Source organism: Nocardia sp. NPDC059240 (genome assembly GCF_042753865.1).
GTDB lineage: Bacteria > Actinomycetota > Actinomycetes > Mycobacteriales > Mycobacteriaceae > Nocardia.
Genome location: NZ_JBHZAC010000002.1, coordinates 83,577 through 108,645, shown reverse-complemented (window position 1 = coordinate 108,645; position 25,069 = coordinate 83,577). Strand labels below are relative to the sequence as shown.

The 25,069-nt window shown below is 68.4% G+C and carries 24 protein-coding genes; 15 read left to right on the top strand and 9 right to left on the bottom strand.

The features are described 5' to 3' along the window. The first annotated feature begins 17 nt into the window (after positions 1 to 17). Together ACFXHA_RS06465 and ACFXHA_RS06460 are read left to right on the top strand one after the other, a co-directional pair. Positions 18 to 338 (top strand): hypothetical protein, encoded by a 321-nt coding sequence (locus tag ACFXHA_RS06465; RefSeq protein WP_379353662.1) that lies wholly within the window; start codon positions 18 to 20, stop codon positions 336 to 338. Further along, positions 335 to 2,425, top strand: coding sequence for a hypothetical protein (locus ACFXHA_RS06460; RefSeq protein ID WP_379353660.1), 2,091 nt, complete (start codon positions 335 to 337; stop codon positions 2,423 to 2,425). Before ACFXHA_RS06465 ends, ACFXHA_RS06460 begins: the two co-directional genes overlap by 4 nt. Before the next feature lie 19 nt (positions 2,426 to 2,444). Here the strand turns inward: ACFXHA_RS06460 and ACFXHA_RS06455 are convergent, their stop codons facing one another. After that, entirely contained in the window at positions 2,445 to 3,308 is an 864-nt protein-coding gene (locus ACFXHA_RS06455) for a dienelactone hydrolase family protein (protein WP_379353658.1), read from the bottom strand. Positions 3,309 to 3,409: 101 nt separating this feature from the next. Between ACFXHA_RS06455 and glmS the strand changes: the two genes are divergently transcribed. Next, positions 3,410 to 5,278 carry a glutamine--fructose-6-phosphate transaminase (isomerizing) gene (gene glmS, locus ACFXHA_RS06450; protein WP_379353656.1) on the top strand — a complete coding sequence of 623 codons (1,869 nt, stop codon included), beginning with the start codon at positions 3,410 to 3,412 and terminating at the stop codon, positions 5,276 to 5,278. On the opposite strand, the gene ACFXHA_RS06445 is transcribed toward glmS, so the two are convergent. Next, positions 5,279 to 5,704 carry a cupredoxin family copper-binding protein gene (locus ACFXHA_RS06445; protein ID WP_379353654.1) on the bottom strand — a complete coding sequence of 142 codons (426 nt, stop codon included), beginning with the start codon at positions 5,702 to 5,704 and terminating at the stop codon, positions 5,279 to 5,281. It lies immediately after the preceding gene. 136 nt (positions 5,705 to 5,840) lie between these two features. On the opposite strand from ACFXHA_RS06445, the gene ACFXHA_RS06440 reads away from it, so the two are divergent. Beyond that, entirely contained in the window at positions 5,841 to 7,373 is a 1,533-nt protein-coding gene (locus ACFXHA_RS06440) for an NAD(P)H-hydrate dehydratase (protein WP_379354977.1), read from the top strand. Between the two features lie 77 nt (positions 7,374 to 7,450). On the opposite strand, the gene ACFXHA_RS06435 is transcribed toward ACFXHA_RS06440, so the two are convergent. After that, the gene (locus ACFXHA_RS06435) at positions 7,451 to 8,395 is read right to left on the bottom strand and encodes a LysR family transcriptional regulator (RefSeq protein ID WP_379353652.1); all 945 of its coding nucleotides are present in this window, start codon (positions 8,393 to 8,395) and stop codon (positions 7,451 to 7,453) included. Between the two features lie 71 nt (positions 8,396 to 8,466). Between ACFXHA_RS06435 and dapA the strand changes: the two genes are divergently transcribed. From dapA to tsaD, 6 genes are all read left to right on the top strand, one after another. Beyond that, positions 8,467 to 9,372: a 4-hydroxy-tetrahydrodipicolinate synthase gene (dapA, locus tag ACFXHA_RS06430; RefSeq protein ID WP_379353650.1), complete on the top strand. Its 906-nt coding sequence runs from the start codon at positions 8,467 to 8,469 to the stop codon at positions 9,370 to 9,372. Between the two features lie 142 nt (positions 9,373 to 9,514). Next, positions 9,515 to 10,651 carry an alanine racemase gene (gene alr / locus ACFXHA_RS06425; protein WP_379353648.1) on the top strand — a complete coding sequence of 379 codons (1,137 nt, stop codon included), beginning with the start codon at positions 9,515 to 9,517 and terminating at the stop codon, positions 10,649 to 10,651. Further along, a complete protein-coding gene (tsaE, locus tag ACFXHA_RS06420) occupies positions 10,648 to 11,094 on the top strand; it encodes a tRNA (adenosine(37)-N6)-threonylcarbamoyltransferase complex ATPase subunit type 1 TsaE (RefSeq protein ID WP_379353646.1) in 447 nt (148 codons plus the stop codon). The genes alr and tsaE overlap by 4 nt, the downstream gene beginning before the upstream one ends. 71 nt (positions 11,095 to 11,165) lie before the next feature. Then, positions 11,166 to 11,876 (top strand): tRNA (adenosine(37)-N6)-threonylcarbamoyltransferase complex dimerization subunit type 1 TsaB, encoded by a 711-nt coding sequence (gene tsaB, locus ACFXHA_RS06415; RefSeq protein WP_379353644.1) that lies wholly within the window; start codon positions 11,166 to 11,168, stop codon positions 11,874 to 11,876. Continuing rightward, complete coding sequence (gene rimI / locus ACFXHA_RS06410) at positions 11,873 to 12,382, top strand: ribosomal protein S18-alanine N-acetyltransferase (protein WP_379353642.1); 510 nt, start codon at positions 11,873 to 11,875, stop codon at positions 12,380 to 12,382. Before tsaB ends, rimI begins: the two co-directional genes overlap by 4 nt. Then, positions 12,379 to 13,410: a tRNA (adenosine(37)-N6)-threonylcarbamoyltransferase complex transferase subunit TsaD gene (gene tsaD / locus ACFXHA_RS06405; RefSeq protein WP_379353640.1), complete on the top strand. Its 1,032-nt coding sequence runs from the start codon at positions 12,379 to 12,381 to the stop codon at positions 13,408 to 13,410. The genes rimI and tsaD overlap by 4 nt, the downstream gene beginning before the upstream one ends. Before the next feature lie 67 nt (positions 13,411 to 13,477). Here tsaD and ACFXHA_RS06400 read toward each other — a convergent pair whose 3' ends face one another. Beyond that, a complete protein-coding gene (locus ACFXHA_RS06400; RefSeq protein ID WP_379353638.1) occupies positions 13,478 to 14,926 on the bottom strand; it encodes an Hsp70 family protein in 1,449 nt (482 codons plus the stop codon). 623 nt (positions 14,927 to 15,549) lie between these two features. Between ACFXHA_RS06400 and groES the strand changes: the two genes are divergently transcribed. Both groES and groL read left to right on the top strand, forming a co-directional pair. Next, positions 15,550 to 15,852, top strand: coding sequence for a co-chaperone GroES (gene groES, locus ACFXHA_RS06395; protein ID WP_328601917.1), 303 nt, complete (start codon positions 15,550 to 15,552; stop codon positions 15,850 to 15,852). 140 nt (positions 15,853 to 15,992) lie between these two features. Continuing rightward, positions 15,993 to 17,600, top strand: coding sequence for a chaperonin GroEL (gene groL, locus ACFXHA_RS06390; protein ID WP_379353636.1), 1,608 nt, complete (start codon positions 15,993 to 15,995; stop codon positions 17,598 to 17,600). Positions 17,601 to 17,717: 117 nt separating this feature from the next. Here the strand turns inward: groL and ACFXHA_RS06385 are convergent, their stop codons facing one another. From ACFXHA_RS06385 to ACFXHA_RS06370, 4 genes are all read right to left on the bottom strand, one after another. Beyond that, complete coding sequence (locus ACFXHA_RS06385; protein ID WP_379353634.1) at positions 17,718 to 18,698, bottom strand: hypothetical protein; 981 nt, start codon at positions 18,696 to 18,698, stop codon at positions 17,718 to 17,720. A gap of 223 nt (positions 18,699 to 18,921) precedes the next feature. After that, positions 18,922 to 19,233, bottom strand: coding sequence for a hypothetical protein (locus ACFXHA_RS06380; protein WP_379353632.1), 312 nt, complete (start codon positions 19,231 to 19,233; stop codon positions 18,922 to 18,924). A 1-nt stretch (position 19,234) separates the two neighbouring features. Beyond that, the gene (locus ACFXHA_RS06375) at positions 19,235 to 19,810 is read right to left on the bottom strand and encodes a sigma-70 family RNA polymerase sigma factor (protein ID WP_379353630.1); all 576 of its coding nucleotides are present in this window, start codon (positions 19,808 to 19,810) and stop codon (positions 19,235 to 19,237) included. 711 nt (positions 19,811 to 20,521) lie between these two features. Beyond that, complete coding sequence (locus tag ACFXHA_RS06370; protein ID WP_379353628.1) at positions 20,522 to 20,815, bottom strand: WhiB family transcriptional regulator; 294 nt, start codon at positions 20,813 to 20,815, stop codon at positions 20,522 to 20,524. 610 nt (positions 20,816 to 21,425) lie between these two features. Here ACFXHA_RS06370 and ACFXHA_RS06365 point away from each other — a divergent pair. The 3 genes from ACFXHA_RS06365 (at position 21,426) to ACFXHA_RS06355 (ending at position 24,230) form a co-directional block, all read left to right on the top strand. Beyond that, complete coding sequence (locus ACFXHA_RS06365) at positions 21,426 to 22,352, top strand: hypothetical protein (protein ID WP_379353626.1); 927 nt, start codon at positions 21,426 to 21,428, stop codon at positions 22,350 to 22,352. A 158-nt stretch (positions 22,353 to 22,510) separates the two neighbouring features. Beyond that, positions 22,511 to 23,092, top strand: a complete 582-nt coding sequence (locus tag ACFXHA_RS06360) for a sigma-70 family RNA polymerase sigma factor (RefSeq protein ID WP_213557917.1) — start codon at positions 22,511 to 22,513, stop codon at positions 23,090 to 23,092. Beyond that, on the top strand, positions 23,085 to 24,230 hold the full coding sequence (locus tag ACFXHA_RS06355) for an anti-sigma-D factor RsdA (protein WP_379353624.1): 1,146 nt from the start codon (positions 23,085 to 23,087) through the stop codon (positions 24,228 to 24,230). Before ACFXHA_RS06360 ends, ACFXHA_RS06355 begins: the two co-directional genes overlap by 8 nt. Before the next feature lie 94 nt (positions 24,231 to 24,324). On the opposite strand, the gene ACFXHA_RS06350 is transcribed toward ACFXHA_RS06355, so the two are convergent. Then, the gene (locus ACFXHA_RS06350; protein ID WP_029923780.1) at positions 24,325 to 24,738 is read right to left on the bottom strand and encodes a DUF5319 domain-containing protein; all 414 of its coding nucleotides are present in this window, start codon (positions 24,736 to 24,738) and stop codon (positions 24,325 to 24,327) included. Positions 24,739 to 25,069 lie beyond the last annotated feature (331 nt).

Here is a 25,069-nt window from a genome sequence, read left to right as displayed (position 1 = left end):
CGATTCGAGGGGGACTCATGAGTGAATCCGGCGATTTCGGCGTGCGCATCGCAACCCTGCGCACCGCGGCCACCACACTGCGCGACGGCGCGGACGCGCTGGGGCGGCACTCGCGTGCGGTCGGCGAGCGTGCCTTCGGCCTCGGCAACGACCGTGCCGGGCGCAACTATTCGGCGCAGGGCAGTGCCGTGCACGAGGGTTTCGAGCGTGCCGCCGCCTGCCTGCGCGCCTGGGGCGCCGCCGCGGCCGCCACCGCCGCCGTCTTCGACCGCGCCGCAGTCGAATACGCCCGCATCGACCGTGACCGTGCCACCGCGCTCACCGGGTGCGGCCGATGAGCTTCGACCCCACCGGCAAGTCCATCGATGCGATCCTCGACTACGGCGCACCCGGTCTGCGGTACTGGGAACACTTTCTTCCCCTGTACGCCAAGGTTTTCGGCGCCCCGCACGGCATGTCACTCACCGACCTGTACGCCCGCTATGACGAGCAGCGCGGGATGAACCTCGACGAATTCGACGCCGCCCGAACTGAACTGGACAAGGCCGTCACCGAGGGCGAGACACGGTGGGCCGCGCACCAATCGGTGGCGCAGACCCTGCCGACCACCTGGACGGGTGCCACCGGCACCGAGGCGCTTGCTGTGGTGACTTCCCAACTGCGTCAGGCCCGCGACGATCTCGACTCGATCCGCACTACCGCCACCACCATCCGCGAGGCCCTCGATCCACTCCGCCGCGCGGTCCTCACCAAGGCCGAACACACCCTCGGCCTCCTCGAGCCCACGCCAGACGGGAAAGGTCACATAGCCATTGGCGGCAAGTCACCCGACGACATCGAAGCCCTCGACGCCACCGACCCGTGGCTGACTACCACCTTCCGCCCCGATATAGACCACAAACTCGCCGCCTTCACTGCGGCGTGTGACACCACCGACCAGGCCTTCGACTCCCACTACCGCACGATCATCACTGCCTTCGCCCAGGTAATCGACCACCCCTACGCCCAGCCCGCCCCCACTTTGCTGTCTCACCCTGATCCGACGCCAGATCCGAATCCCCCGGTATCCCAGCCCACTTCGATCGCCCCGCACTACCCGGCAACCTCGGCAGTTCCGGCTACCGCAGCCGATCCGGCCCATACACCCGCACAGCCCGCCCACCCATCGACTCCCGCCGGTGGTGCGGACCCGAATGTCTCCTCACCGCCCGACAATGCCGACCGCCCAGCCGAACCGCCGCGAAGCGGGAGTCCGGCCACCCGCGCAGGCGCACCCCTCGAGACCTCGCCCGCCCAGGCCACTCCCGCTGAGCTTCCGGCCACCCAGGTCGCCGCTCCGGCTGAACCGCCTACCGCGCCAGCTGAATCAACCCCTCCACCAGCCGAGTCGGCCAACGCCCCGGCGGTATCCGAGCCGGCTAAGCCGGACAGCTTCACTCGCACGCTCAAGGCCACCCTCGATCAACTGGAAACCGGCCTCCAACAGGGAGTTTCCACCGCCCTCGAGAAGCTCGCCGCCCTCGCCGACCCAACGTCCGGACTCACGGGCGGCACAGCGGCCACCGACGATCCGAAGTCGGGCACGGACCACCCCGCCACCCCAGAACACAACGCGAACCCCGAACAACCAGCGGACCCCGAACATCCGGCGAACCCCAAGACCCCCGATAATTCCGCCCTCCCGACCGGCCACCTCGAATTCGACCTCGCCGGAAAGCATTTCGCCCTCGAACGCACCCCCGACGGCGAAATGTCCCTCGCCATCACCGACGAGTCCGGCCACACCCGCACCTGGACCCTCACCTTCGACGAATCCGGCAACCCCACCCTCGCGACGGAGGACCCGAACCTGGCTACTCCACCCGAATCTTTCGCCAGCGGCCCGAGTCAGCCCGAATCGCCCACGCCGACACCGGATCCCGGCAGCGCCGTCCATCCGGCAGCCCCCGGCGCTCCGCCATCCGCGGACTCGGACCCCGCCGCACCATCTCCGGCCACCACCTGCGGTCCGCCGCCGCCTTGTGCCGATCCTGCAGAGGGCCGCCCCCTCGTGCCTGAGCCCCGCCCGGATATCTCAGAGGTCTGCCCCGCGACACCCGAACCGCAGCTGCCTCCGCCGAATCTCGACCCCACACCACCGGATTCGGTCATACCGGACAAGAATTCGGGTCTACCACCTACGGCCGGCTCTGCCTGCACGGATGCCGCCCTGCCCGGGTCGGCCCCGGACAACACCCCGACGCACTGTGCAGCTCCGCCTGAATCTGCCGTACGGATCCCGCCTCCACCGGCCCCGGACCTCGGCGCCGGGCCTCCTACCGGTCAGCCCGCGCCGGAGACGCATCCACTCGGCAGCCCGGACGAGTCGGTGGAAATCCCCGAGGGAGGAGTTGAGATCCCCGAATTGACGCAGCCTGCAACGTAATAGGTCGCAGGCGGGCGGACTACTTGCGGAGGGCTTGGATGAGTTGGAGGACGGGGAGTTTTTGGGGCTGGTCTGACTCGTCGTCGATGGCGTCGGGGTCGACGAGTTGGGTGTGGGGGAGGAGGGCTTCGGGGTCGGCGAAGGGCTTGTATTTCTTGTCGTTGAGGACTGTGTAGTTGAGGTAGCCGATGAGGAGGGCTCGGGTGAGGCGTTCGGTTTTGGGTTCGTGCTTGCCGGCGCCGAGGGCGGCCAGGGCGCGGCGGCCTTCGACCATGCCGTTGTGGGTGGCCTTGTCGAGGGAGCGCAGGATCGCGCCTTCGCCCCAGGCGGAGGCGAGGGGGATGGCGTCGGAGCTCACCGCGTCGATGTCGTTCGCGCCCGCGAGGATCAGGGCGGGGGCGTCGATCTTGGGGGCCAGCGCCTCGGCGGAGGGTGCGGTGGGTGCGGGGTAGAGGGCGGCGACGGCCGCGACCTGGCGCTGGGAGGCAGCGATGACGGCCGCGCCCGCGCCCATGCCGTGCCCGGCCAGCGTCAGCCGATCCGGATGCACGCTGATATTGCCCGCGCCCAGTCGCACACCGGTGCAGATGTCCAGGGTCGTCAGCAGATCCGTGGCCAGGTTCAGATGCGACGGGATCGGCCCGCGCTCGGTGTCGGGCGCGGCGGCCACATATCCCCAGGAGGCCAGATGCTCCAGCAGTCGGCGGTAGTTGCCCACACCCGTCAGCCATCCGTGCCCGAACGCCACCGCGGGCAGGTTGAGCCCCTTCCCGGGCGTGAACACCACCCCGGGCAACCCGGCGATGCCGAGATTCCCGCGCAGCACCTCATGCGGGCCGCGCAGGGTCAGAGTGCTCAGAAGCGATTTCACAGACGCCGACACGGACTAGAACCTATCCGATCAACATGTACTTGGGGCGTTTCGCCCGGTCGGATTGCGACTCGGATTCGTCGGGCCGGGTCATCCGGTTAGGCTATGGGCCCATGTGCGGAATCGTGGGGTATGTGGGGTACCGGGATGCGCTCGGCGTGGTGGTCGATGCGTTGCGCCGCATGGAATATCGCGGTTACGACTCGGCGGGGGTGGCCATTCTGGACGGGGCCGGGGGCCTCGCTGTGGAGCGCAAAGCGGGCCGTCTGGCGAACCTGGAAGCCGAACTCGCCGAGGCGGGTAAGGAGCCGTTCGCGGGAGCCACCGGCATGGGCCACACCCGCTGGGCCACGCACGGCGCGCCGACGGACCGCAATGCTCACCCGCACCGCGACCACACCGGCCGGGTCGCGGTGGTGCACAACGGCATCATCGAGAACTTCGTGCCGCTGCGCCGCGAACTCGAGGAGGCCGGGGTCGAACTCGGCAGTGACACCGACACCGAGGTGGCGGTGCACCTGGTGTCGCGCGCCTACGCCAAGGGCGACACCGCCGGTGACTTCGTGGCCTCCGCGCTCGCGGTGGTGCGCCGCCTGGAGGGCGCGTTCACCCTGGTGTTCTCACACGCCGACCACCCGGGCACGATCGTCGCGGCCCGCCGCTCCACCCCGCTGGTGGTCGGGGTCGGCCAGGGCGAGATGTTCATCGCCTCCGATGTCACCGCCTTCATCGAACACACCCGGGAGGCAGTGGAACTCGGCCAGGATCAGGCCGTCGTCATCACCGCCGACAGCTACCGGGTCACCGACTTCCACGGCCGCACCGACGGTGTCCGCTTCCGTCCCTTCACCATCGACTGGGATCTGGCCGCCGCCGAGAAGGGCGGCCACGACTACTTCATGCTCAAGGAGATCCAGGAGCAGCCCCAGGGTGTCGCCGACACCCTGATCGGACATTTCGCCCACGGCAAGATCATTCTCGACGAGCAGCGGCTGGCCGATCAGGAACTGCGCGAGTTCGACAAGGTCTTCGTGGTCGCCTGCGGCAGTTCGTATCACGCGGGCCTGCTGGCCAAATACGCCATCGAGCACTGGACCCGGCTGCCCGTCGAGGTCGAGCTGGCCAGTGAATTCCGTTACCGCGACCCGGTATTGGACCGCTCCACCCTGGTGGTCGCCATCTCCCAGTCCGGCGAGACCGCCGACACCCTGGAGGCGGTGCGCCACGCCAAGGAGCAGAAGGCGCGAGTCCTGGCCATCTGCAACACCAATGGCGCACAGATCCCGCGCGAGTCCGACGCTGTGCTCTACACCCGCACCGGTCCCGAGATCGGTGTCGCCTCCACCAAGGCGTTCCTGGCGCAGATCACCGCCAACTACCTGGTCGGCCTGGCTTTGGCGCAGGCTCGCGGCACCAAGTACCCCGACGAGGTGGCACGCGAGTTCGCCGAACTGGAGTCGATGCCGAAACTCGTTGCGCAGGTGCTGGAGTCGGCCGAGCGGGTGCGGGAGATCGCCCGGCAGTTCGCGCACGTGCCGACCGTGCTGTTCCTGGGCCGCCACGTCGGCTACCCGGTCGCGCTCGAGGGTGCGTTGAAGCTCAAGGAATTGGCGTACATGCACGCCGAGGGTTTCGCGGCGGGCGAGCTCAAGCACGGCCCGATCGCGCTCATCGAGGACGGGCTGCCGGTGTTCGTGGTGATGCCGTCGCCGAAGGGCCGCGCGGTGCTGCATTCCAAGCTGCTCAGCAATATCCGCGAGATCCAGGCCCGGGGCGCGCGCACCATCGTGATCGCCGAGGAGGGCGACGACACGGTGCGGCCGTTCGCCGACCACCTGATCGAAATCCCCTCGGCCCCAACCCTGTACCAGCCGCTGCTGTCGACGGTCCCGCTACAGATCTTCGCCGCCGAGGTGGCGCAGGCGCGCGGCTACGACGTCGACAAGCCCCGCAACCTCGCGAAGTCGGTCACCGTCGAGTAATTACTGGACGGTGACGGTGCCCTTCATGTCCGGGTGCAGCGAGCAGATGTAGCGGTAGGTGCCCGCGGTCGTGAAGGTGTGGCTCCACTCGCCCTTGTGGATGATCGGGCTGTTGATGCCGAGCGACGTGTCGCCGACGCCTTGCACGTCGTGCGGACGACTGTCGTCGAACTTCCAGGTCACCGTGTCGCCGGCCTTGATGGTGACGTCGGCGGGGGAGAACTTCATGTCCTTCACCTCGACGGTGACCGCGGCGGGCCCGGCCGGAGTGGTCACCGTGGCCGACGTCCCGGAGGCTACGGCTGCCGTGCTGGAGGCAGCGGCGCCGGTCGACTTGTCCGATGAGCAGCCTCCCGCTACCAGTGCGCTCGCCACGACAGCGACGAGAAACAGGGCACGCGTGGACGACTGGCGACGGATCGACATGCCAGTCAGGTTAGCCGCCGCCGATTGCGGGCCATTCGCGGGCACCCGTGCTGACCTGCATGGCGATCCGACCGGCGTAGTCTCCACAAGCGCAGGCCCAGACCAGTACCGGAGGCGAACCATGACCGCACCGGCGGTGCGCGCGTATTACACGGCCGACGAGGTTCGGGCGATGGAGGCCGAACTCTTCACCCGGGTACCCGACGGAATGCCCATGCGGCGGGCCGCTTTCGGCCTCGCCGACGTGGTGGCGCGGGAACTTCGGGAGCGCACCGGGGGAGTGGCCGGCCGCGCGGTCACCCTGCTGGTCGGCTCCGGCGACAATGGCGGCGACGCGCTGTGGGCGGGCTCGTTCCTGCGCAAGCGCGGGGTCGCGGTGCGCGCGGTCCTGCTGTCCCCCGACCGAGTTCACCTGGAGGGCTTGGCCGCCCTGTGCCGGAGGGGCGGCCGCATCATGTCCGCTCCGCTCTCCGCCGACGAGCTCCGAGCCGACCGGATGCCGCCGGGCGCGATACTCCATGTGAGCACCAATCGGGAAGTGCCCTGGCCGGTGCGCGACCTGCTCGGCGAACCGGACCTGGTGGTGGACGGTATCGTCGGCATCTCCGGCCGTGGCCCGCTGCGCCCGGTGGCCGCCGCGGTGGTCGCGGGCGTGCGCTGCCCGGTAATCGCCGCCGACCTGCCCAGCGGCGTGGACTGTGACACGGGTGCCGTGACCGGTCCCGCCGTCGTCGCCGACGTCACCGTCACCTTCGGCGCGTTCAAACCGGTGCATGCGCTGGCGACTCCGCACTGCGGCCGAATCGAACTGGTACCCATCGGATTACAGCTTGGCTGGGCGAATCTCGTTGCGCTGGAACCGAGCACGGTCGGCGCGGAGTGGCCCGTACCCGGGGCCGCCGACGACAAGTACTCCCAAGGCGTCACCGGGGTGTGCGCGGGAAGCTCGACGTATCCGGGCGCGGCGGTGCTGTGCACCGGCGGCGCGGTCGCCGCCACCTCCGGCATGGTCCGCTACGCGGGCACCGGCGCTGCCCAGGTCCTCGCCCACTTTCCGGAAGTGATTGCCGCCGAGTCCGTTTCCGCCACCGGCCGCGTCCAATCCTGGGTCTTCGGCCCCGGCGCGGGCACCGATGCCGCCGCCCGCGAGCGCCTCGCGGAAATCCTCGCGACCGACCTGCCGGTCGTGGTCGATGCCGACGGCCTCACCCTGCTCGCCGCCGAACCCGACCTGGTCGCGGGTCGCAACGCCCCCACCGTCCTGACTCCACACGCCGGTGAGTTCGCGCGCCTGACCGGTTCCGAACCCGGCCCCGACCGTGTCGCCGCCGTCCGCAAGCTGGCCGAATCCTGGCAGGTCACAGTCCTTTTGAAGGGTCGGGCAACCCTGATCGCCAGCCCCGGCCGTCCGGTCCTGGTCAATGAGGCAGGCGGCTCCTGGGCCGCCACCGCAGGCTCCGGCGATGTCCTCTCCGGCATCATCGCCTCCCTCCTCGCCACCGGCTCCCACCCGGCCGGCGCCGCCGCGTTCGCCGCCCGCGCCCACGCCCTCGCCGCCAACCTGGCAGCCCACGCCACCACCACAGCCGGAGCCCCGATCTCCGCCTCCCCCTTGCTCTCCCACGTCCGCGAGGCCATCGGTACCCTGCGCGAACTCGCCACCGCCTGACCGTGCACGAGCCGGGTCCGCTGCCTCGCCCGGCGGCGGACCTCGACATGGGCGGGCGCTTCATCGTGTCGTCGAGGTCAGAGCACTCCGCCGGGTGCGCCGGGGCGGGGCGCGGTGGCTGCGATGTGGAGGGCGTCGCGGGCCGCGCGGACGATCGGGTGGTCGCCGGTGCCGCTGCGGTAGGCCAGGTGGGTGCGGCGGCGGGTCGGGAGCGGGGTGAGATGGACGCCGCCGGGGACGGTCAGCGCGCCCAGTTCCGGGACCAGGGACACGCCTTGGCCTGCGGCGACCAGCGCGAGCACGGTGCCGAAGTCGTCGGCGTGGTGACGGATGCGTGGGGTGAAACCCGCTGCGAGGCAGGCGCGGACGGTCATTTCGTGGCAGAGGGTTCCCGGTGTGGCAGCGATCCACTGGGAATCGGCGTGCACGGCCAGCGATTTCGAGTTCGGTGGCGATGGTCGCGGAATCGGTGTCGCGGCCCGCGTATCCGACGACAGCGTGGCGAGGTGGACGGTCTCCTCGAACAGCGGCTCGGTGTCCAGGCCCGGTTCCGGGGCAAGGGGGACGTAGTCGTATTCCTGGAGCAGCGCGATGTCGAGGGTTTCGGCGCGCAGGGCGGCCGGGGCGGCGGCCGGATCGAGTTCGGTGACAAGGAGTTCCAGGTGCGGGTGGTCGCGGCTGAGGGTGACCAGGGCGGGGGAGAGGATGGTGTGGACGGCGGTGGGGAAGGCGCCGACGCGGAGGGTGCCGGTGAGTTCGGTGCGGGCGGAGGCCAGTTCGGCGGTGGCCTGTTCCAGGACAGCGAGGATGGTTTCGGTGTGGTCGACCAGGCGCAGGGCGGCGGGGGTGAGGGTGACACTGCGGCCGGTGCGTTCCAGGAGCGGGACGCCCGCTTCGCGTTCGAGGGCGGTGAGCTGCTGGGAGACAGCGGAGGGGGTGTAGGTGAGGGCGTCGGCGACCGCGGCGATGGTGCCGCGGTGCGCGAGCTCACGCAGCAGCCGCAGGCGGCGCACATCCAGCATCAGTTGAGCTTACGCTCGGCGATAGAAACGTGAAATAGACCTGACGCACGCCGTCGAGAAGCATGGTCGGCATGACATTCACCGGCTTGTACGTGCCCCTGGTCACGCCCTTCACGGCCGCCGACGAGGTGGCCGCGGACGCCCTGGAAGCCCTCGCTCACGAGTCCCTCGACGCGGGCGCGGCCGGCTTGGTCGCGCTCGGCACCACCGGCGAACCCACCACCCTCACCCTCGACGAGCAGGCCCGCGTCCTCGACATCTGCGCCGGTGTCTGCCGCGAGCGCGACGCCGCGCTGATCGTCGGCGCGGGCTCCAACGCCACCGCTGCCTCGACCCGCGCCCTGCACGCCCTGGACCCGCGCGCCACCGCCGCGCTCGCGGTCGTCCCGTATTACAGCCGCCCGTCGGAAGCCGGTGTGTTGGAACACTTCCGAGCGCTGGCCGCCGCCAGCCCGGTGCCGGTGCTGATCTACCACATCCCCTACCGCACCTCCCGCACCCTGTCCGCCGAAACCCTCTGCCGCCTGGCCGAATTGCCGAATGTCGCAGGCTTCAAATACACCGCGGGCGGCATCGACGACACCACCATCGCCTTCCTGTCCCGCCTGCCCGAACACACCTCGATCCTGGCGGGCGACGACCTCTACGCCGCCCCGCTGCTGGCCCTGGGCGCTTCGGGCGCGATTCTCGCCTGCGCCAATGTCGCACCTGCGGCCTACGCCGACCTGATCACCGCCTGGCGTGCGGGCGACCTCCCGCGCGGCCGAGAACTCGGCAACCGCCTCGCGCCCTTGGCCGCCGCCATGTTCGCCGAACCCAATCCGGTTGTCGTGAAGGCGGTCCTGGCCGCCCAGGGCCGCATCCCCACCCCGAACGTCCGGCTGCCCCTGCTCGCCGCCGTACCCGAGTCGACGTCCGCCGCCTTGGCGGCGACAGCCGCTGCAAAGGTGACAACTGATCTCGTAAGTGCTGGGTAACTCCCCGGGGACGTCCAGAATTGGTTCGGCTCCTGACCGCACGTCGGGTGCACGACAGGCGACGGCTCTCAGCCGGCCGCTGAAGGCTCGGGGAGGCGGGGGAGCTCCGGCTCGCGGCGGTCTCAATGGCAGTATCGAGGGCGTGAACGAGCCCGACCCTCAGGTGGAAATCGTCGTAGACCTGGATGCCATCGCCCACAATGTGCGAATCCTGGCCGAGCACGCCGGAGATGCCGCCGTGATGGTCGTGGTGAAGGCCGACGGTTACAACCATGGCGCGGCCGAGGTCGCGCGGGCGGCGTTGGCGGCGGGGGCGCGCGAGATCGGGACCACCACGATCGCCGAGGCCGTGGCCTTGCGGGCCGCGGGTATCACCGCCCCGATCCTGTCCTGGCTCAACACCTCCGACGCCGATTACGCGAGCGGCGTCGAGGCCGACATCGAAATCGGGGTCTCGTCGGTCGAGCAGCTGGAGGCGGTCGCGCAGGCCGCGCGCGGGCTCGGCCGCACCGCCACGGTGAGCCTGAAGGTCGATACCGGCCTCAACCGCAATGGGATTCCCGCCGCCGAGTTCCCGGAGATCCTGGAGCTGCTGGGCAAGCTGGTCTCCGACGGTGTCGTGCGTTTCCGGGCCCTGTTCTCGCATCTGGCCATGGCCGACGAGCCGCAGCATCCCGTCAATGACATGCAGCGCGATCGCTTCCTCGGCTTCATCGCCACCGCCAAGGAGCACGGTCTGGAGCCGGAACTGGTGCACCTGGCGAATTCGGCTGCGGCACTGACCCGCCCGGACCTGGCCTTCGACATGATCCGCCCCGGGATCGCGGTGTACGGCCTCTCACCGATCCCGGAGCAGTCCGACTTCGGCCTGCGGCCCGCCATGACCCTGCGCGCGCGGGTGCTGCGGGTGAAGCAGGTCGCCGCCGGTGAAGGCGTGTCCTACGGCCACCAGTGGGTCGCCGAACACGACACCACCGTCGCCCTCATCCCGGCCGGGTACGCCGACGGCGTGCCGCGTCCCTTGAGCGGACGGTTCTCGGTGTGGCTGGGTGGTGCGCGCCGCCCGCAGATCGGCCGGGTCTGCATGGACCAGTTCGTGGTCGACCTCGGCGCGAACGAAGCGGGCGTGGCCGCGGGCGACACCGCCGTCCTGTTCGGTGGTGAACCCGGTCACCCGCACGCGCAGGAGTGGGCCGACGCGCTCGGCACCATCAACTATGAGATCGTGTGCGCGCCGCGCGGCCGCGCGACCCGCACACACCTCGGGGGCAATCGATGACCGACCACCGCATGCTCGCCACCGTGGAGGACACCGAAGCGCTCGGCCGCGAGCTCGCCGACCAGCTGCAGGCCGGGGATCTGGTGATCCTCGACGGCCCGCTCGGCGCAGGCAAGACCGCGCTCACCCGGGGCATCGCGGCGGGGCTGGGCGTCGAAGGGCGAGTCAGCTCACCGACTTTCATCATCGCCCGCCAGCATCGCGCCGGAACCCACCCGGGTGCGGTGGCGCTCGTACACGTGGACGCCTACCGGCTCGGCGGCGATCTCGACGAACTCGACGCGCTGGATCTGGACACCGATCTCGACCATGCCGTGGTGGTGATCGAATGGGGTTCGGGCGTCGCGGAACACCTCACCGACCGTCATCTACGCGTGCAACTGCGCCGCGAACCGGAATCGGATGTGCGTACCGCGGAATGGGAGTGGATCGCCGCCAACTGATGCGCGAGTAAGTTCGCGCAGGCAGACACCACACCGAGTGGGCTGTACCACCCGGTATCGTAAGGGCAATCATGCTGATTTTGGCTGTCGACACCGCGACTCCGGCCGTCACGGCGGGACTGGTGGAACTGGAACCGGCGGAACCCGGATCGAATGCACCGCGCATCACCACGATCACCACCAAGGTGACCGTGGATGCTCGCGCGCACAACGAGGTGCTGACTCCGCACATCTTGGCGTGCCTCGCCGAATCCGGGCGCTCCCGTGCCGATATCGCGGCCGTGGTCGCGGGTATCGGGCCGGGGCCGTTCACCGGACTGCGCGTCGGCATGGCCACCGCGGCCGCGTTCGGCGACGCACTCGGCATTCCGGTCTACGGCGTGTGCAGTCTCGACGCGATCGCCGCCGACACCGAGAGCTATCTGCGCGAGAGTTCCGAGCCGACCGAGCTGCTGGTCGTCACCGACGCTCGCCGCCGCGAGGTGTACTGGGCGCGCTACCGGGCCACCGGCGAGGGCACCACGCTGGCCCGCGTCGAGGGCCCCGAGGTGAGCAAGCCCGCCGACCTGGATCAGGCCGCCGCCACCGTGATCGCCGGATCCGCCTCGCACGTCGACTATTTCGATCTGCCCGTGCTGCCGGTGGAGACGCCGTCACCGTCGGGTCTGGTGCGCTGCGCCGCCGCCGAACTGCTCGCCGGCGCGACCCCGGCCCCGCTGGTGCCGCTGTACCTGCGCCGCCCCGACGCCGTCGAAAAGAGTTACGCGCAGGTGGGCCGATGACCATCCGCATCGATCCGATGCGGCCGGAAGACGTCACCCGCTGCGCCGAACTCGAACAGGTGTTGTTCCCGGAGGACGATCCCTGGCACGAGGTTTCGTTCCTGTCGGAGCTGGCCGGACCGCACAACCGCTACATCTGCGCGCGCGATCGCAGCGGCCGCATGGTCGGCTACGCGGGAATCGCCTTGCTGGGCACCGACGATCACCCCGAGGCCGAGGTGCACACCATCGGCGTCGATCCCGACGATCATCGCCGCGGCATCGGCACCCTGCTGCTCGAAGCCCTGCTGCTGGAGGCCGGTAAGCGCGGCGGACCGGTCTTCCTCGAGGTCCGCACCGACAACGCGCCCGCCATCACGCTGTACGAGAAGCACGGCTTCCACATCATCGGCCTGCGCAAGAACTACTACCAGCCCAGCGGCGCGGACGCGTACACCATGCGCCGCCCCGCCATGGCCGGGTTCCCGCAGGACGGATTCACCACCGACGCCGAGGTCTCGTCATGATCGTCATGGGTATCGAAAGCTCCTGCGACGAAACGGGAGTCGGCATCGTGCGCCGATTGCCGGACGGCAGTTGCGAACTGCTCGCCGACGAGGTCGCCTCGAGCGTGGATCAGCATGCCCGCTTCGGCGGCGTGGTGCCCGAGATCGCCTCGCGCGCACACCTCGAGGCCATCGTGCCCGCCATGCGCCGGGCGCTCGCCACGGCCGGGATCAGCAAGCCGGATGCCCTCGCCGTCACCATCGGCCCGGGTCTCGCCGGTGCCCTGCTCGTTGGCGTCGCGGCCGCGAAAGCCTATGCGGCGGCCTGGGATGTCCCGTTCTACGCGCTCAACCACCTCGGCGGGCACGTGGCGGTGGACACCCTCGAACACGGACCCATGCCCCCGGCGGTCGCACTGCTGGTGTCCGGCGGACACACGCATCTGCTGAAGGTCACCGATCTCGGCCAGCCCATCACCGAATTGGGTAGCACGGTCGACGACGCCGCCGGTGAGGCCTTCGACAAGGTGGCCCGCCTGCTCGGCCTCGGCTACCCGGGCGGCCCGGTGCTGGATGCCATTGCCGCCGACGGTGATCCGCGCGCCATCGCCTTCCCGCGCGGCATGACCGGCCCCCGCGACCCACGCTACGACTTCTCCTTCTCCGGCCTCAAGACCGCGGTCGCCCGCTACGTCGAAGCGGCCCAGCGCGAAGCCCGCGAACTGCCCATCCCCGATATCGCCGCCTCCTTCCAGGAAGCCGTCGCCGACGTCCTCACCATGAAGGCCGTCCGTGCGGTCCAGGACCTCGGCGTCGACACCCTGGTGCTCGGTGGTGGCGCGACCGCGAACTCCCGCATCCGCTCCCTGGCCGAAGAACGCTGCACCGCAGCCGGTATCACCCTGCGCGTCCCCAAACCGCGCCTGTGCACCGACAACGGCGTCATGATCGCCACCCTGGGTGCCCACGTGATCGCCGCGGGCGCAAAGCCTTCCGCTCTCACGGTGGCCACCGACCCCGGCCTCCCGGTCTCCACCAGCCACCTGTAAACACCCCGAAAACGCGACCGCGACCGGGAGCCTGTGCTCCGGTCGCGGCGAGTAGGTGTGCTTTGGATCAGTCGGTCGGTCGGACCATGGTCGTGACTCCGCCGCCGGAACCCGAGTTCGTATTCGAGCGCGGCGAAGGCGAGATCTTCGGCTCCGACTCGACGGGCGGTACGGCGGTGCCGAGCAGCGGGCCGAGCAGGCGGGGCAGGTCGGCGGGGAACGGGATCTGGGGTAGGTCCGGATCCGGGCGCAGCGGGGGTTGCTGCTGGCTGGTGGTCGCCGACGGGATGGTGGGAACGCCGGTGGCCGAACCGGTTTGGGCCGGCGGAATCACCGGGGTGGTGGGTTTGCCGCGATTGGGCGTCGGGCTGGGGGTCGGAGCACCGGACGGGGTGGTCGGCGAGACCGGCTGCACCGGACCGGTCGTGGTGGGGGAGTAATGCGTGTTCTGCGGTTCGGGCACCACGAATTCCTTGACGCCGTAACCGATGATCAGCCCGACCACCACGATCGCCCCGGCCAGCGTGCCCGCCAGCTTGGTGAAGGTGCCGATCGGCGCGTCGGTGCCCAGCCCGATCACCGGGAAGGCGCTGGGCGTGGTCGAATCCGCCACCAGCGCCGCGCCTTTCGCGATCGCCGCCTCCGGCTCCGGCACGGTGATGACCGGCACGTCGAGCTGCCGTTCCAGCCCGACCACCATGATCGGCACGTTCGCACCGCCACCGATCACCGCGACCGCCTCCGGGAACTTCGGGGCTCGCGCGAACACCCCGCGCGCGAACACCGCCAGCTCCCGGAGCAGGTCGGCGACGATCTCCTCGAAATCCACCCGGGTGAGCTTGAGCGGCTGCCCGGCCACATGGTCGATGGTGACCGCCGGAACGACCGACAGATGCTCCTTGGCGGCCCGGGAACGGTTGAGCAGGATGCCCCGGTTGGGTCGGATGCCGCGGCGCGAGAGGTGGCAGTCCAGCAGGTGCTGCAGGATCAGCTCGTCGATGGCATTGCCGCCGATGGCCGTCGTGCGCTCCGAGCGCAGCACGGTGTCGTCGGCGTGATCGGCCACGGTGACCGTGGTGCCGGTGGCCCCGATGTCGATGACCGCGACCGTGTCCCAGCGGTCCAGCAGCCCGGTGTGCCGCAGATAGGCCAGGGCCGCGGTGCTCTCCGGAATGAGATGCACGCCGTGGCGCTGCCGGCCGATGGCCGAGCGGATCACCTGAGCCTGCTCACGGTCCCGGTAGGCGACGGCGATATCACCGGGCGGGGTCGGTTCGGGCTCGTGATGGTTGGCGATGCGGGCGACCGGATGCGCGCCGACGGGATGCACGACGTCACGCGGAATCTGCGTGGTCATCAGTTCGATGGAGGACGCCACCAGATCACCGAGGTCGGAGTGAGCCGTATCGGCCGTCACGACCCGGTAGTCGAAGTTCTGGGCGCCGTTGGGCGCGGTGACGACCGTCGCCGAGCACACCACCTCGGTGCCGGCGGAGATGCCGAGGGATGTTCGCATGTTCACCTCCCTTCGAGCGGATGGTCCTGGTGGAGACGACCATCTCGAACGGACTCCGGTCGCGCCCCCTGGGTGCCGGGCGCTTCCGAGCTACGGACCGTGGCGGGACCTTGTCCGATGGGGCATTCGGACCTGCCACTGATCACTTGCGGTTTGCTCTCTTCTCGAGCCCACGCGGATGGTTGCCGCGCGGATAGCGGGGTGAAGCAGTTGTGTAACTCTCGACGGCGGGCGAGGCGGGACCGATTCGGTCTCGTCGCGCGGCCGTCGTCAATGGTGTCACAATCCGTTATCCGAACGTTACAGATTTTCGGATTTCTTTGGAAGCCCTCAGATTCTCGGGCCGTCGTGTCGGCGAGTCGTGGTGTCACCGCGTTGTCCAGCGGCGTTACGGGTAACGCACGGTTGCGGGTAGCAGTACCTCCCCTTGAGCGCTGGCACTCCCGTGTATAGAGTGCTAGGAGGCACTGGTTACTGCTGAGGTGCCAGCTAGTGACTACTACGCAGGGGTCCCGGCACCCGCGACGACGGGGCTGATTGCGCAGGGGTCATGCACGAACGAAACCGTGAGTCCGGGGAACAGCCCCGGGCGAGAAGAATCCCCTGAAAGTGGAGGGCTCAACGTGGCGAGCGTGAACATCAAGCCGCTCGAGGACAAGATCCTCGTCCAGGCCAACGAGGCCGAAACCACCACCGCCTCCGGCCTGGTCATCCCCGACACGGCGAAGGAGAAGCCCCAGGAGGGCACCGTCATCGCCGTGGGCCCGGGTCGGGTTGCCGAGGACGGCGTGACCCGCATCGCGCTGGACGTCAACGAAGGCGACGTCGTCATCTACAGCAAGTACGGCGGCACCGAGGTCAAGTACAACGGCCAGGAGTACCTGATCCTGTCGGCGCGCGACCTGCTCGCTGTCGTCACCAAGTAAGAACGCTTCAACTCTCGGGGCTCTCAGGGGCTTCCCCTGAAACCCCTTCGAGAGAAACGCCGCCCCGGAGTCAGCTGCACACCGCAACCGACCCGGGGCGGAGTGCGTTCCAGCCCAACTCATTTCAGGAGTAGGTACACATGGCAAAGCAGATCGAGTTCGACGAGAAGGCTCGTCGCGCTATGGAGCGCGGCGTCGACAAGCTCGCCGACGCCGTCAAGGTCACCCTCGGCCCGCGCGGCCGGCACGTGGTGCTGGCCAAGGCTTTCGGTGGCCCGACCGTCACCAACGACGGTGTCACCATCGCGCGTGAGATCGACCTCGAGGACCCGTTCGAGAACCTGGGCGCGCAGCTGGTCAAGAGCGTCGCCACCAAGACCAACGATGTGGCCGGCGACGGCACCACCACCGCCACCGTGCTGGCGCAGGCCCTCATCAAGAACGGCCTGAAGAACATTGCCGCGGGCGCGAACCCGATGACCCTGGGCAAGGGCATGAGCAAGGCCGCCGAGGCCGTCGCCGCCGCCCTGGCCGCCGCCGCGACCCCGGTCAACGGCGAGAAGGCCATCGCGCAGGTCGCCACCGTGTCCTCGCGTGACGAGGAGATCGGCGCCCTGGTCGCCGAGGCGCTGACCAAGGTCGGCAAGGACGGCGTCGTCACCATCGAGGAGTCCTCGAGTCTGCAGACCGAGGTCGCCATCACCGAGGGCGTGCAGTTCGACAAGGGCTACCTGTCGCCGTACTTCGTGACCGACCCCGAGACCATGCAGTCGGTCTACGAGGACGCGTGGATCCTGCTGAACCGCGAGAAGATCAGCTCGCTGCCGGACCTGCTGCCGCTGTTGGAGAAGATCGCGGAGTCGGGCAAGCCGGTCGTCATCATCGCCGAGGACGTCGACGGCGAGGCGCTGTCCACCCTGGTGGTCAACGCGATCCGCAAGACCCTCAAGGTCGTCGCGGTGAAGGCCCCGTTCTTCGGTGACCGTCGCAAGGCGTTCCTGGACGACCTGGCCATCGTCACCGGCGGCACCGTCGTCAACCCGGACCTGGGCATCACCCTGCGTGAGGCCGGCCTGGACGTGCTGGGCAAGGCCCGTCGCATCGTGGTCACCAAGGACGACACCACCATCGTCGAGGGTGCGGGCGCTCAGTCCGACATCGACGGGCGAGTCTCGCAGCTGCGCAAGGAGATCGAGAACACCGACTCCGACTGGGACCGCGAGAAGCTGGAAGAGCGCCTGGCCAAGCTGGCCGGCGGCGTCGCCGTCATCAAGGTCGGCGCGGCCACCGAGACCGAGCTCAAGGAGCGCAAGTACCGCGTCGAGGACGCTGTCTCCTCGGCCAAGGCCGCGGTCGCCGAGGGCATCGTCCCCGGCGGTGGCACCGCCCTGGTCCAGGCCGCCGCGACCCTGAACGCGCTGCGCGACTCGCTCACCGGCGATGAAGCGGCCGGTGTCGAGGTCGTGCGGCTGGCCATGCTGGCCCCGCTGTTCTGGATCGCCAGCAACGCGGGTGTCGACGGCGCGGTCGTCGTCTCCAAGGTCACCGATGGCTCCAACGGCTTCAACGCCGCCACCCTCACCTACGGCGACCTGGTCGCCGAGGGTGTCATCGACCCGGTCAAGGTCACCCGCTCGGCCGTCGAGAACGCCGTCTCGGTCGCCCGCATGGTGCTCACCACCGAGTCCGCCATCGTGGAGAAGCCGGCCGACGAGCCCGCCGACGCCCACCACGGCCACTCGCACTGAGTCTCTTGAAGGCGCACTGAGAATCGTGACGGCCGATCTCGGCTGACATGACGAGGCCCCCGGACGAACCACCGTCCGGGGGCCTCGTTGTCTGTCCAGTCTGGACCGCAGCGTCTTTCAGGCGAGACCGGTGCGGGTCAGCAGGGATTCGGCTTCGGCCGAGGTGAATTCTCGGGTCAGTTCCACCGAGGATTCGAGGGCGTCGTGGAGGACGCCGTACATATTGGACGGCCGCCAGTTGAAGTGGATTCCCTTGGGGGCCACGACGAGCAGGTGTTTGCCGTCGAGGCGGGGGAGCTCGTCCAGGGAACCGGAACCGGGCATGAAGGCGACGCCGGGGTAGGCGAAGTTGAAGCGCTGGTGGTCCATCAGCGTTGCGGCACTGTCGTAGTCGGCGCGCGTGAGGTGGTCGTTGCGGGCGTACCGGACGGCCAAGGGGTCCACGGGGTCGGCGTCGAGGTAGCCGGGGCCGGTGTGGCGCAGCAGGGCGTCCTGGAGCAGGGCGTAGCAGTGGTAGAGGCGGTCCCGCACGCCGGTGAGGCGGAATTCGAAGGCGCGCCGATTCTTCGGGTCCAGGACCAACAGATCGACATCGTCGTGGAGGGTGAAGACGTCGCGCAGCCAGAGCGGGACGAGCTGGTCCTCCTCCAACTGATCGAGGCGGTCCATGATCGCGGGGCGTTCCCGCCAGCGCTTGCGGGTCTCCTTGGAGCGGCACAGCATCGTCATCGACGCCGGAATGCTCAATTGCCCCGCCGCGCGGGCGAGTTCATCGGGTTTCTCGGCCAGCGCGTCCAATTGCCGGACCAGTAGTTCGAGCGTCGCGTCGATGGCCGCGCCGGGATCCGCCCCGTGCTCGACCATGGTTCCGCTCAGCAGCGCGAGCAGCGCGGTGTGGAACAGATCGCCCGCGGGCATGAGATTGCGCAGCGACACCACACCCGCCGTCAACTCCGCGGCGGTGGTCCCTGACTGCACCTGCGCGATCTCCGCACGCACCGCGTCGGGCAGCAGGATGCCCTGCCCGGAGGTGAACGAGTCGATCTCCTCGGAACTCGTGCGTGCGCGCACGAATTCGGTCAATGCCTCCAGCGTCATCAAAGTCCCAACCCCCGAACCGAACCGACCGCCGCACGCTACCAGCCGATCCTCAGAGCGACTCACAGGTTATTTGCGAGAGCCTCGGCGGGTGGGTGCGGGCAGAAGTAGGAACGGACGAAGGCGCGGAGGAACTGCCTGTTAGCGGCAAAGTGCGCACCCGGAACCGGTCAGGCGACCTGTTCCTCGGGTGCGCAAAAGGAGCGGAGGGTCTTCGAAGTGGCTAGTCCCGCACTGGGTACGTGGGGCGGCCGTTGCTGTGTCGGAGCGCGGTGTGGGAGCGGTGAATCGTGTTCGGCGTCGAGTCTGTGGCTATCGCGGCGAGAAGACGTTCGCGGAGGGCGGGCGGCGGCGCGACGGCCGTCGTCGACGCGGCCAGCGCGAGCGCTTCTCGGGTCTGCTGCACTTCCTGGGTGAAGGCGGCGCGCAGTACCGGGTCATCGGTATCCAGGATTTCCGCCACTGCGCGCTGATCTTCGTCGCCGATCGATCCGAGCGCGACAGTGTGCGCGAGATCGATCTGGCTTTCGTTCATCTCACGTCACTCCCAAACTTTTCTTGAGTCGTGTCAGTCCATCCCGTATACGGGACTTAACGGTCGGTAATCCTACGCCCAAATATGCCGCTACCTCGGCATATGTCCGTCCACCGAAGTAGGCGAGGGAGATGGCTTCCCGTTGTGTCTCCGTCAACGTGGCCAGGCCGGCGAGTACCGCCTGCTGCTCCAGCCGTCGTCCGACTTCTTCGGTGACCTCATCGAATTCGTTACCGAGAGTGCTGGTGCCGTAGGCGACTTCGCGGAGGGCGTGCGCCTGCTCGGCACGGACCCTGTCGACCGCGCGTCTATGGGCGAGCGTCATCAACCACGTGACGGCTGAACCCTTGTTCGAGTCGAAATTGGATGCGGTGCGCCAAATCTGGAGATAGACCTCCTGGGTGGTCTCCTCCGCGTATCCCGGATCATGTAGGACGCGTAGGACGAGGCCGAACACTCGCGCGTTGGTGCGGTCGTACAGCTCGGCAAACGCCTGCTGGTCGGACTGCCCACAGCGTTCGAGAAGTGCGGCGAGTTCGAGACTTTCGGCTGCACGCGCCGTCACCGCAGAGTCCACGCTGGGTGTTCCCACCCGACTGTTCCTCGAACTCTGGAACGAGTCGCCCTCTGCGGCAGGCGGCCGCGTTGTCACAACGCTCCGTTCTGTGTCATCGGCCACGAGGATAGCGTGCCGCTATGGCCTCCTCTCGGTGGGGGTATCGGCAAAGCGACTGTGGCACAGCAGTTTTCCGTTTTGCACCGAAACGCCGCAATCGTGGCTCGCGAGACACGCCGGGGCGAGTCGACAACCGTCAGACCCCGCCGAGCGGTGCCGGTTGTTTGCTAGGCATTCGGTACACCATCACCCGCGGATGGGAAAAATCTTCAGCTCACGCCGCCGCCTGCACCAGCAACAACGCTGATGAACACCAGTCACGCGAGTTTGCTCGCGCTCACTCCACCGCACCGATCGGCAACCGGCACGAACCTCGGATACCTGTCACCCGAATCCACAGCGACCACGCCCGGATTCGCGTCAACCCGCCTTGCCAAGCATCTCCCGCAAGAAGATTCACCGGGGACCCGTTCACTCCCGAGTTCCGCGACCGGGATTCGGCCGGTACCGCGAGAAGTCCCGTGACGAGGATTCGGCCAGCAGTCCGAGCAGCCTCGTCACGAGGTTCGGTCAGTGGCCCGAGAAGTCTGTGTCGAGAGTTCGGCCGGCAGTCCGAGGGGTCTCGTCACGGGTTTCGAGCGGAAGGCCCGGTGGGGTCCGATGGCGGGTTGGTCAGGCGACGATCCGGCGGCGGTTGCGGCGGGCGTGGAGTTCGCGTTCGGTCTCGGACATGCCGCCCCAGATGCCATAGGGCTCGCTGACCTTCAGTGCGTGCGAACGGCAGTGCAGCAGCACCGGGCAGGCCTTGCAGATCTCCTTGGCGCGTAGCTCGCGCTGGGAGCGGGCACGGCCGCGTTCGCCGTCCGGGTGGAAGAACACGGACGAGTCCTGGCCGCGGCAGGACCCGCGCATCTGCCAGTCCCAGACGTCGGCGTTCGGACCAGGGAGGTGGGTTGGCATAGGCATGGTGAACTCCTCTTGGTGCGAGCTCGTCGGCATTGTCGAGCGGTGCTGGTGGCAAACAGATGGCCGCATCGCCGTGGCCCGGCGATCGCACTTCGCTGGTGCCGTATTTCAACACGACGCCAACGATGGCGATGACGTACGTTAGGTCGCACAACGAATTCGAGTCAATAGCTTCATTCGACTCGAGCCGAATACCTGCGCATTAGAGAATTAACATCCTCGCTATTTACAAGACACCCTCGCTGTGGCGATACTGTTCGGTTGCCCAGCAGCGTGACCAACCTGTGATAGCTCATCCGACTAGTCAAATCCGCTGGTCGCAGCTGCTTTTCGAGTGCGAATACCTGTCATGCGATCTATGCAAGCATCGCGATCAGAGTGATCTCAGCCATTGGACATCCGGCGCTGAGTACGGTAGAGATGGCCGCTTCGAGGCGCTCAGGTTAATAGCGCGAAACGCTATACGAATTCCTTACGGGCGTGCTAGCCGATAGCGAGAACAGATTTACGGACTGGAAACACAAAGGCGCTTGTGAATGCTGATGGGTTGCTGGCGAACTGTGATATGGCGGCTGCCCTCACTTGACCCCGCGCTGGTTAGAGTGCGGCTGTGCCTGTGCTCGAAGTGAACTCCGAACTCGCCGACGCCGCCTTCGGCGCGGCCCCCGAACGCGCTGCCGCCGGGTTGCCCAGCGCCGCCGATGCGAACGAATCCTGGTTGCGGGCGGTCGCTCTCGGTGGTGTCGGGCGCTATGCCGCCGCCCGTACCGAGCTGATCCGCGCCCGCAGCGCGACCGCCGATCCCGCACTGCTGTCACTCACCCACAGCACCGAGGGTTCGCTGCTGCGCCAGCTCGGATGGCACAGTCACGCCGCTGTCGCGGATGGCCGCGCCGCCGCGTTGGTGCTCCCCGTCAAATGTGACGGACCTCACGTCCCGGCTGTGGCCGCGGCCGATATCCGCCAATCGGAAGCGGTTTGCGATGCGTTGACCGGACTCGCGGCCGACGCCCTCGGCACCTTCCGCCCGGCGCTTGCCGCCCGGCTGCTGAATCGTTGCCAGAATTACCTCGACATTCATCTTCCGGGCGGCGAGTCGGCCTGGCGGCCGCGTCTGCGGTTGCACTGGGTGTCTGCCGAGACGGCGCTGTCGGCCCCCGGCGCGGGGTTGATCTCCGCTCCGGCCGGCGACCTCACCGAGGCGGCGCGGCAGGCTCCCGCGCTGGCGCACGCGCGGGCCGCGGTCGCCCTCGCCGAGCGGTCGCCCTCGCGCCGGCATCTGGTGAAATCCCGGCTACTGCTGGCCGCCGCGCACGCCGCCGCCGGTGATCTCGACGGATCCCGCACTCTCGCAATCGAAGTCGACCGCGAGTGCCGCGAACACGAACTGCTGCCCCTGCGCTGGGCCTGCGCCATGCTCCGCTCGGGCGTGCAGCCGGACGGCGACGGCACGGCGGTCGCCGCGGCGGCCGCGCGGTTGCTGGCAACTCGCGGTGGGCGATTGCGTTCGGCGAGCGAGGTTCTCGGGCGTCCCTGAGCGCCCCCGGGGGCTTCCCTGAGTCGTCCCCGAGAAGGACCCCGTAACGCCTGGCTTGAATGAGCCAGCCGCTATTGTTGGACCGTTCCGCCCCTCCGCGGAAGCACCGGCCCTCCCGCCGCCGTGCCCTCTCGTAAACGCCAGGAACAGCTCTGACGATGAACAACACGGGTGAGGAGTTGGATCCCGCTGTCGTTGCTGCCGCAGCGCAGGGCGACCGGGCTGCCCTTTCCCAGGTACTGGTGAGCATCCGCCCCCTGGTGGTGCGGTATTGCCGTGCGCGCATCGGGTCGGCCGAACGTGGCCAGCTCTCCGCTGACGACGTCGCACAGGAGGTTTGTCTGGCCGTCATGACAGCCCTTCCCCGGTATCAGGATCAGGGTCGGCCGTTCATGGCTTTCGTCTACGGCATCGCCTCGCACAAGGTCGCAGACGCCCACAGAAACTCCGCCCGTAACAAGGCGGACGCCATGGCCGAAGTACCGGATGTCATATCCACCGACCAGGGACCGGAACAGCGAGCTCTCGAATCCGAAACGAGCCGACAGATGAACGCTCTGTTGGCGACTTTGCCGGAGAAGCACCGAGAAATCCTGATCCTTCGCCTGGTCATGGGTCTGTCGGCTGAAGAAACTGCAGTCGCCGTGGGCAGTACGGCGGGTGCTATACGAGTCGCCCAGCACCGGGCGCTCGCGAAACTCAAGTCTCAAGTGGCGAGGGCAGGTGAAATGTATGGCTAGGGATGGCGAGCGCGGTCGGGGCGACTTCAAGGCGCGACCTGGATCGCAGAACAGCGGTCCCTACGCCGAGGCGTCCGGTGATACCGGGCCGGTGGATATCGCCGCGGTGCGACGCGACGATGCGCTGATCGACGCCATCTCCGGCGATGGTCCCGTGCAGACGGGCACTTCGGAGGAGTATCAGCTCGCGGCCTTGCTGGCGGACTGGCGTGCGGAGATCATGGCCGAGCCGTTGCCGGCCGGACCGGATCTGGATGCCATTGTCGCAGCGGTCAATCAGGAGATCGGCGCCCGGCAGGCGCGGATCGGGGCATCGAACCGGGGGCGACTACGGCTGGTTCGCCCGCTGCTGGGCGCGGCTGCGGCGATGGCACTGGTGATCGGCGGACTGACGGCGTTCTCCTACAACGCGGCCCCCGGTGATCCGCTGTGGAAGGTCAAGGAGGTCGTGTTCAGTGAACAGGCCCAGTCCACGGTGGTGTCTCGGGCGGACGACAGCCTGATCCAGGCGCAGCAGCTCCTGGCGCAGGACAAGCCGGAAGAGGCGCAGAAGGCGCTGGCGAAGGCGGCCGACAATGCCAACCAGGTCAATGATTCCGGCAAGAAGGATGACCTGAACGGGCGCTGGCAGCAGCTGTTCGGCGTGCTGGCGGCGAAGGCACCCGATTTGGCGGCCCCGTTGACGTCGCTGATGCCGACCCCCACCAAGGTGCCGGTGCCGACGACCATTCCGGTCGAGCCGACCACCCCGGTGACCGTGCCGAAGCCGGATGCGAGCACGGCGCCGTCCATCGATCCTTCGGTGTTGGGTACCAATCCGAATCCGAACCCGAATCCGTCCTCGGGCGGCGGTGTTTCGACCGTGCCGACCGTACCCCCGGTGACAACGATTCCGGCGCAACCGTCTTCGGAGCCGACCGAACCGGCGACTCCGCCGACCGGCGCTCCGGGCGGCAACACCAGCACGGTCGTGGTCGTACCGACCGCCGGTAATACCGGCGGCGGGGCGACCACGGGTGGCGGTGTGCCGCCCACCCAGGCGCAGCCGACCATCGAGAAGCCGATCCCGAATCCGGTGGTGCCGACCACAATCGCCATCCCGACCGTGCCGCTGGTACCGGGACCCGGGGTGCACTAGGCAGCAGCGCTATCCGATCACCCTGTGGCGGTCGGTGTTTCAGGACATACGAGAAGGGCCCGCATCCTCAGGATGCGGGCCCTTCTCGGTGAAATCAGACGTCGAACCCGTCGAATCCGTCGCCGTGCAGTGCCTCGTTCATCGAGGCATCCGCGTAGCCACGGCAGTAGTCCCAGGTGACGTACGCCTCGGGCGTCGGGTCGTAGGCGGGCTCGTGCGGTCGCACCGTGCCGTCCACCAGTAGCTGGAGGAGGTTGGCGCGCAACATGTCCCAGTCGTGGTAGTGGTCCTGTCGGCAGTCCTCGCAGCTGACCACGAGACCGCGGATACCGCGGTGGGCCAGCAGTGCCTCATATACCGCGAGGTCGGCGAGATCCTCTTCGACCGCTAGGCGCTCGTGAGGATCCAGCGGCTCCCCCGGCTCGATGGCATCGAGCGCGGCCGACGGGTCGGAGGGGTCTCCGGCGAATGGATCCGGCGGCAAGCCAGGTGGTAGATGGTCACGCACAGTCCCACGGTACGCAGAACAACCCCTTGTGCGCCAGCGCTGAAGGGGATTTGCCCTCACTTCGCTGGTGGTACAGCGCACAGTGATGTCGTGACAGTCGACACAGTAATGCCATAGCCGACAAACCGCAGCGGTTGTGGTGCCGGAGACAGCACCGCGATGGCCTCGGAGACAGTGCTGTGGCCGGGCTCGGGCGCGGGTGCGAAGTGGAATTCGACGACGGATACCATGGTTGACCAAGAGCCGGGTAGTAATCACCGGCATTGCCAGTCATCCACGCGTCCGCCGGTTCCCGGTCCTGCGGACGCTGCCGAGGTCCAGGAGGGGTCGA

Coding starts and splice junctions, on each gene's coding strand:
- tsaE (WP_379353646.1), top strand. CDS start 10,648: ATGACCGACCACCGCATGCTCGCCACCGTGGAGGACACCGAAGCGCTC.
- ACFXHA_RS06385 (WP_379353634.1), bottom strand. CDS start 18,698: ATGACGCTGGAGGCATTGACCGAATTCGTGCGCGCACGCACGAGTTCC.
- ACFXHA_RS06465 (WP_379353662.1), top strand. CDS start 18: ATGAGTGAATCCGGCGATTTCGGCGTGCGCATCGCAACCCTGCGCACC.
- ACFXHA_RS06370 (WP_379353628.1), bottom strand. CDS start 20,815: ATGCCTATGCCAACCCACCTCCCTGGTCCGAACGCCGACGTCTGGGAC.
- ACFXHA_RS06400 (WP_379353638.1), bottom strand. CDS start 14,926: ATGCGAACATCCCTCGGCATCTCCGCCGGCACCGAGGTGGTGTGCTCG.
- ACFXHA_RS06460 (WP_379353660.1), top strand. CDS start 335: ATGAGCTTCGACCCCACCGGCAAGTCCATCGATGCGATCCTCGACTAC.
- ACFXHA_RS06445 (WP_379353654.1), bottom strand. CDS start 5,704: ATGTCGATCCGTCGCCAGTCGTCCACGCGTGCCCTGTTTCTCGTCGCT.
- groL (WP_379353636.1), top strand. CDS start 15,993: ATGGCAAAGCAGATCGAGTTCGACGAGAAGGCTCGTCGCGCTATGGAG.
- ACFXHA_RS06360 (WP_213557917.1), top strand. CDS start 22,511: ATGAACAACACGGGTGAGGAGTTGGATCCCGCTGTCGTTGCTGCCGCA.
- glmS (WP_379353656.1), top strand. CDS start 3,410: ATGTGCGGAATCGTGGGGTATGTGGGGTACCGGGATGCGCTCGGCGTG.
- tsaD (WP_379353640.1), top strand. CDS start 12,379: ATGATCGTCATGGGTATCGAAAGCTCCTGCGACGAAACGGGAGTCGGC.
- tsaB (WP_379353644.1), top strand. CDS start 11,166: ATGCTGATTTTGGCTGTCGACACCGCGACTCCGGCCGTCACGGCGGGA.
- ACFXHA_RS06355 (WP_379353624.1), top strand. CDS start 23,085: ATGGCTAGGGATGGCGAGCGCGGTCGGGGCGACTTCAAGGCGCGACCT.
- ACFXHA_RS06435 (WP_379353652.1), bottom strand. CDS start 8,395: ATGCTGGATGTGCGCCGCCTGCGGCTGCTGCGTGAGCTCGCGCACCGC.
- ACFXHA_RS06380 (WP_379353632.1), bottom strand. CDS start 19,233: ATGAACGAAAGCCAGATCGATCTCGCGCACACTGTCGCGCTCGGATCG.
- dapA (WP_379353650.1), top strand. CDS start 8,467: ATGACATTCACCGGCTTGTACGTGCCCCTGGTCACGCCCTTCACGGCC.
- rimI (WP_379353642.1), top strand. CDS start 11,873: ATGACCATCCGCATCGATCCGATGCGGCCGGAAGACGTCACCCGCTGC.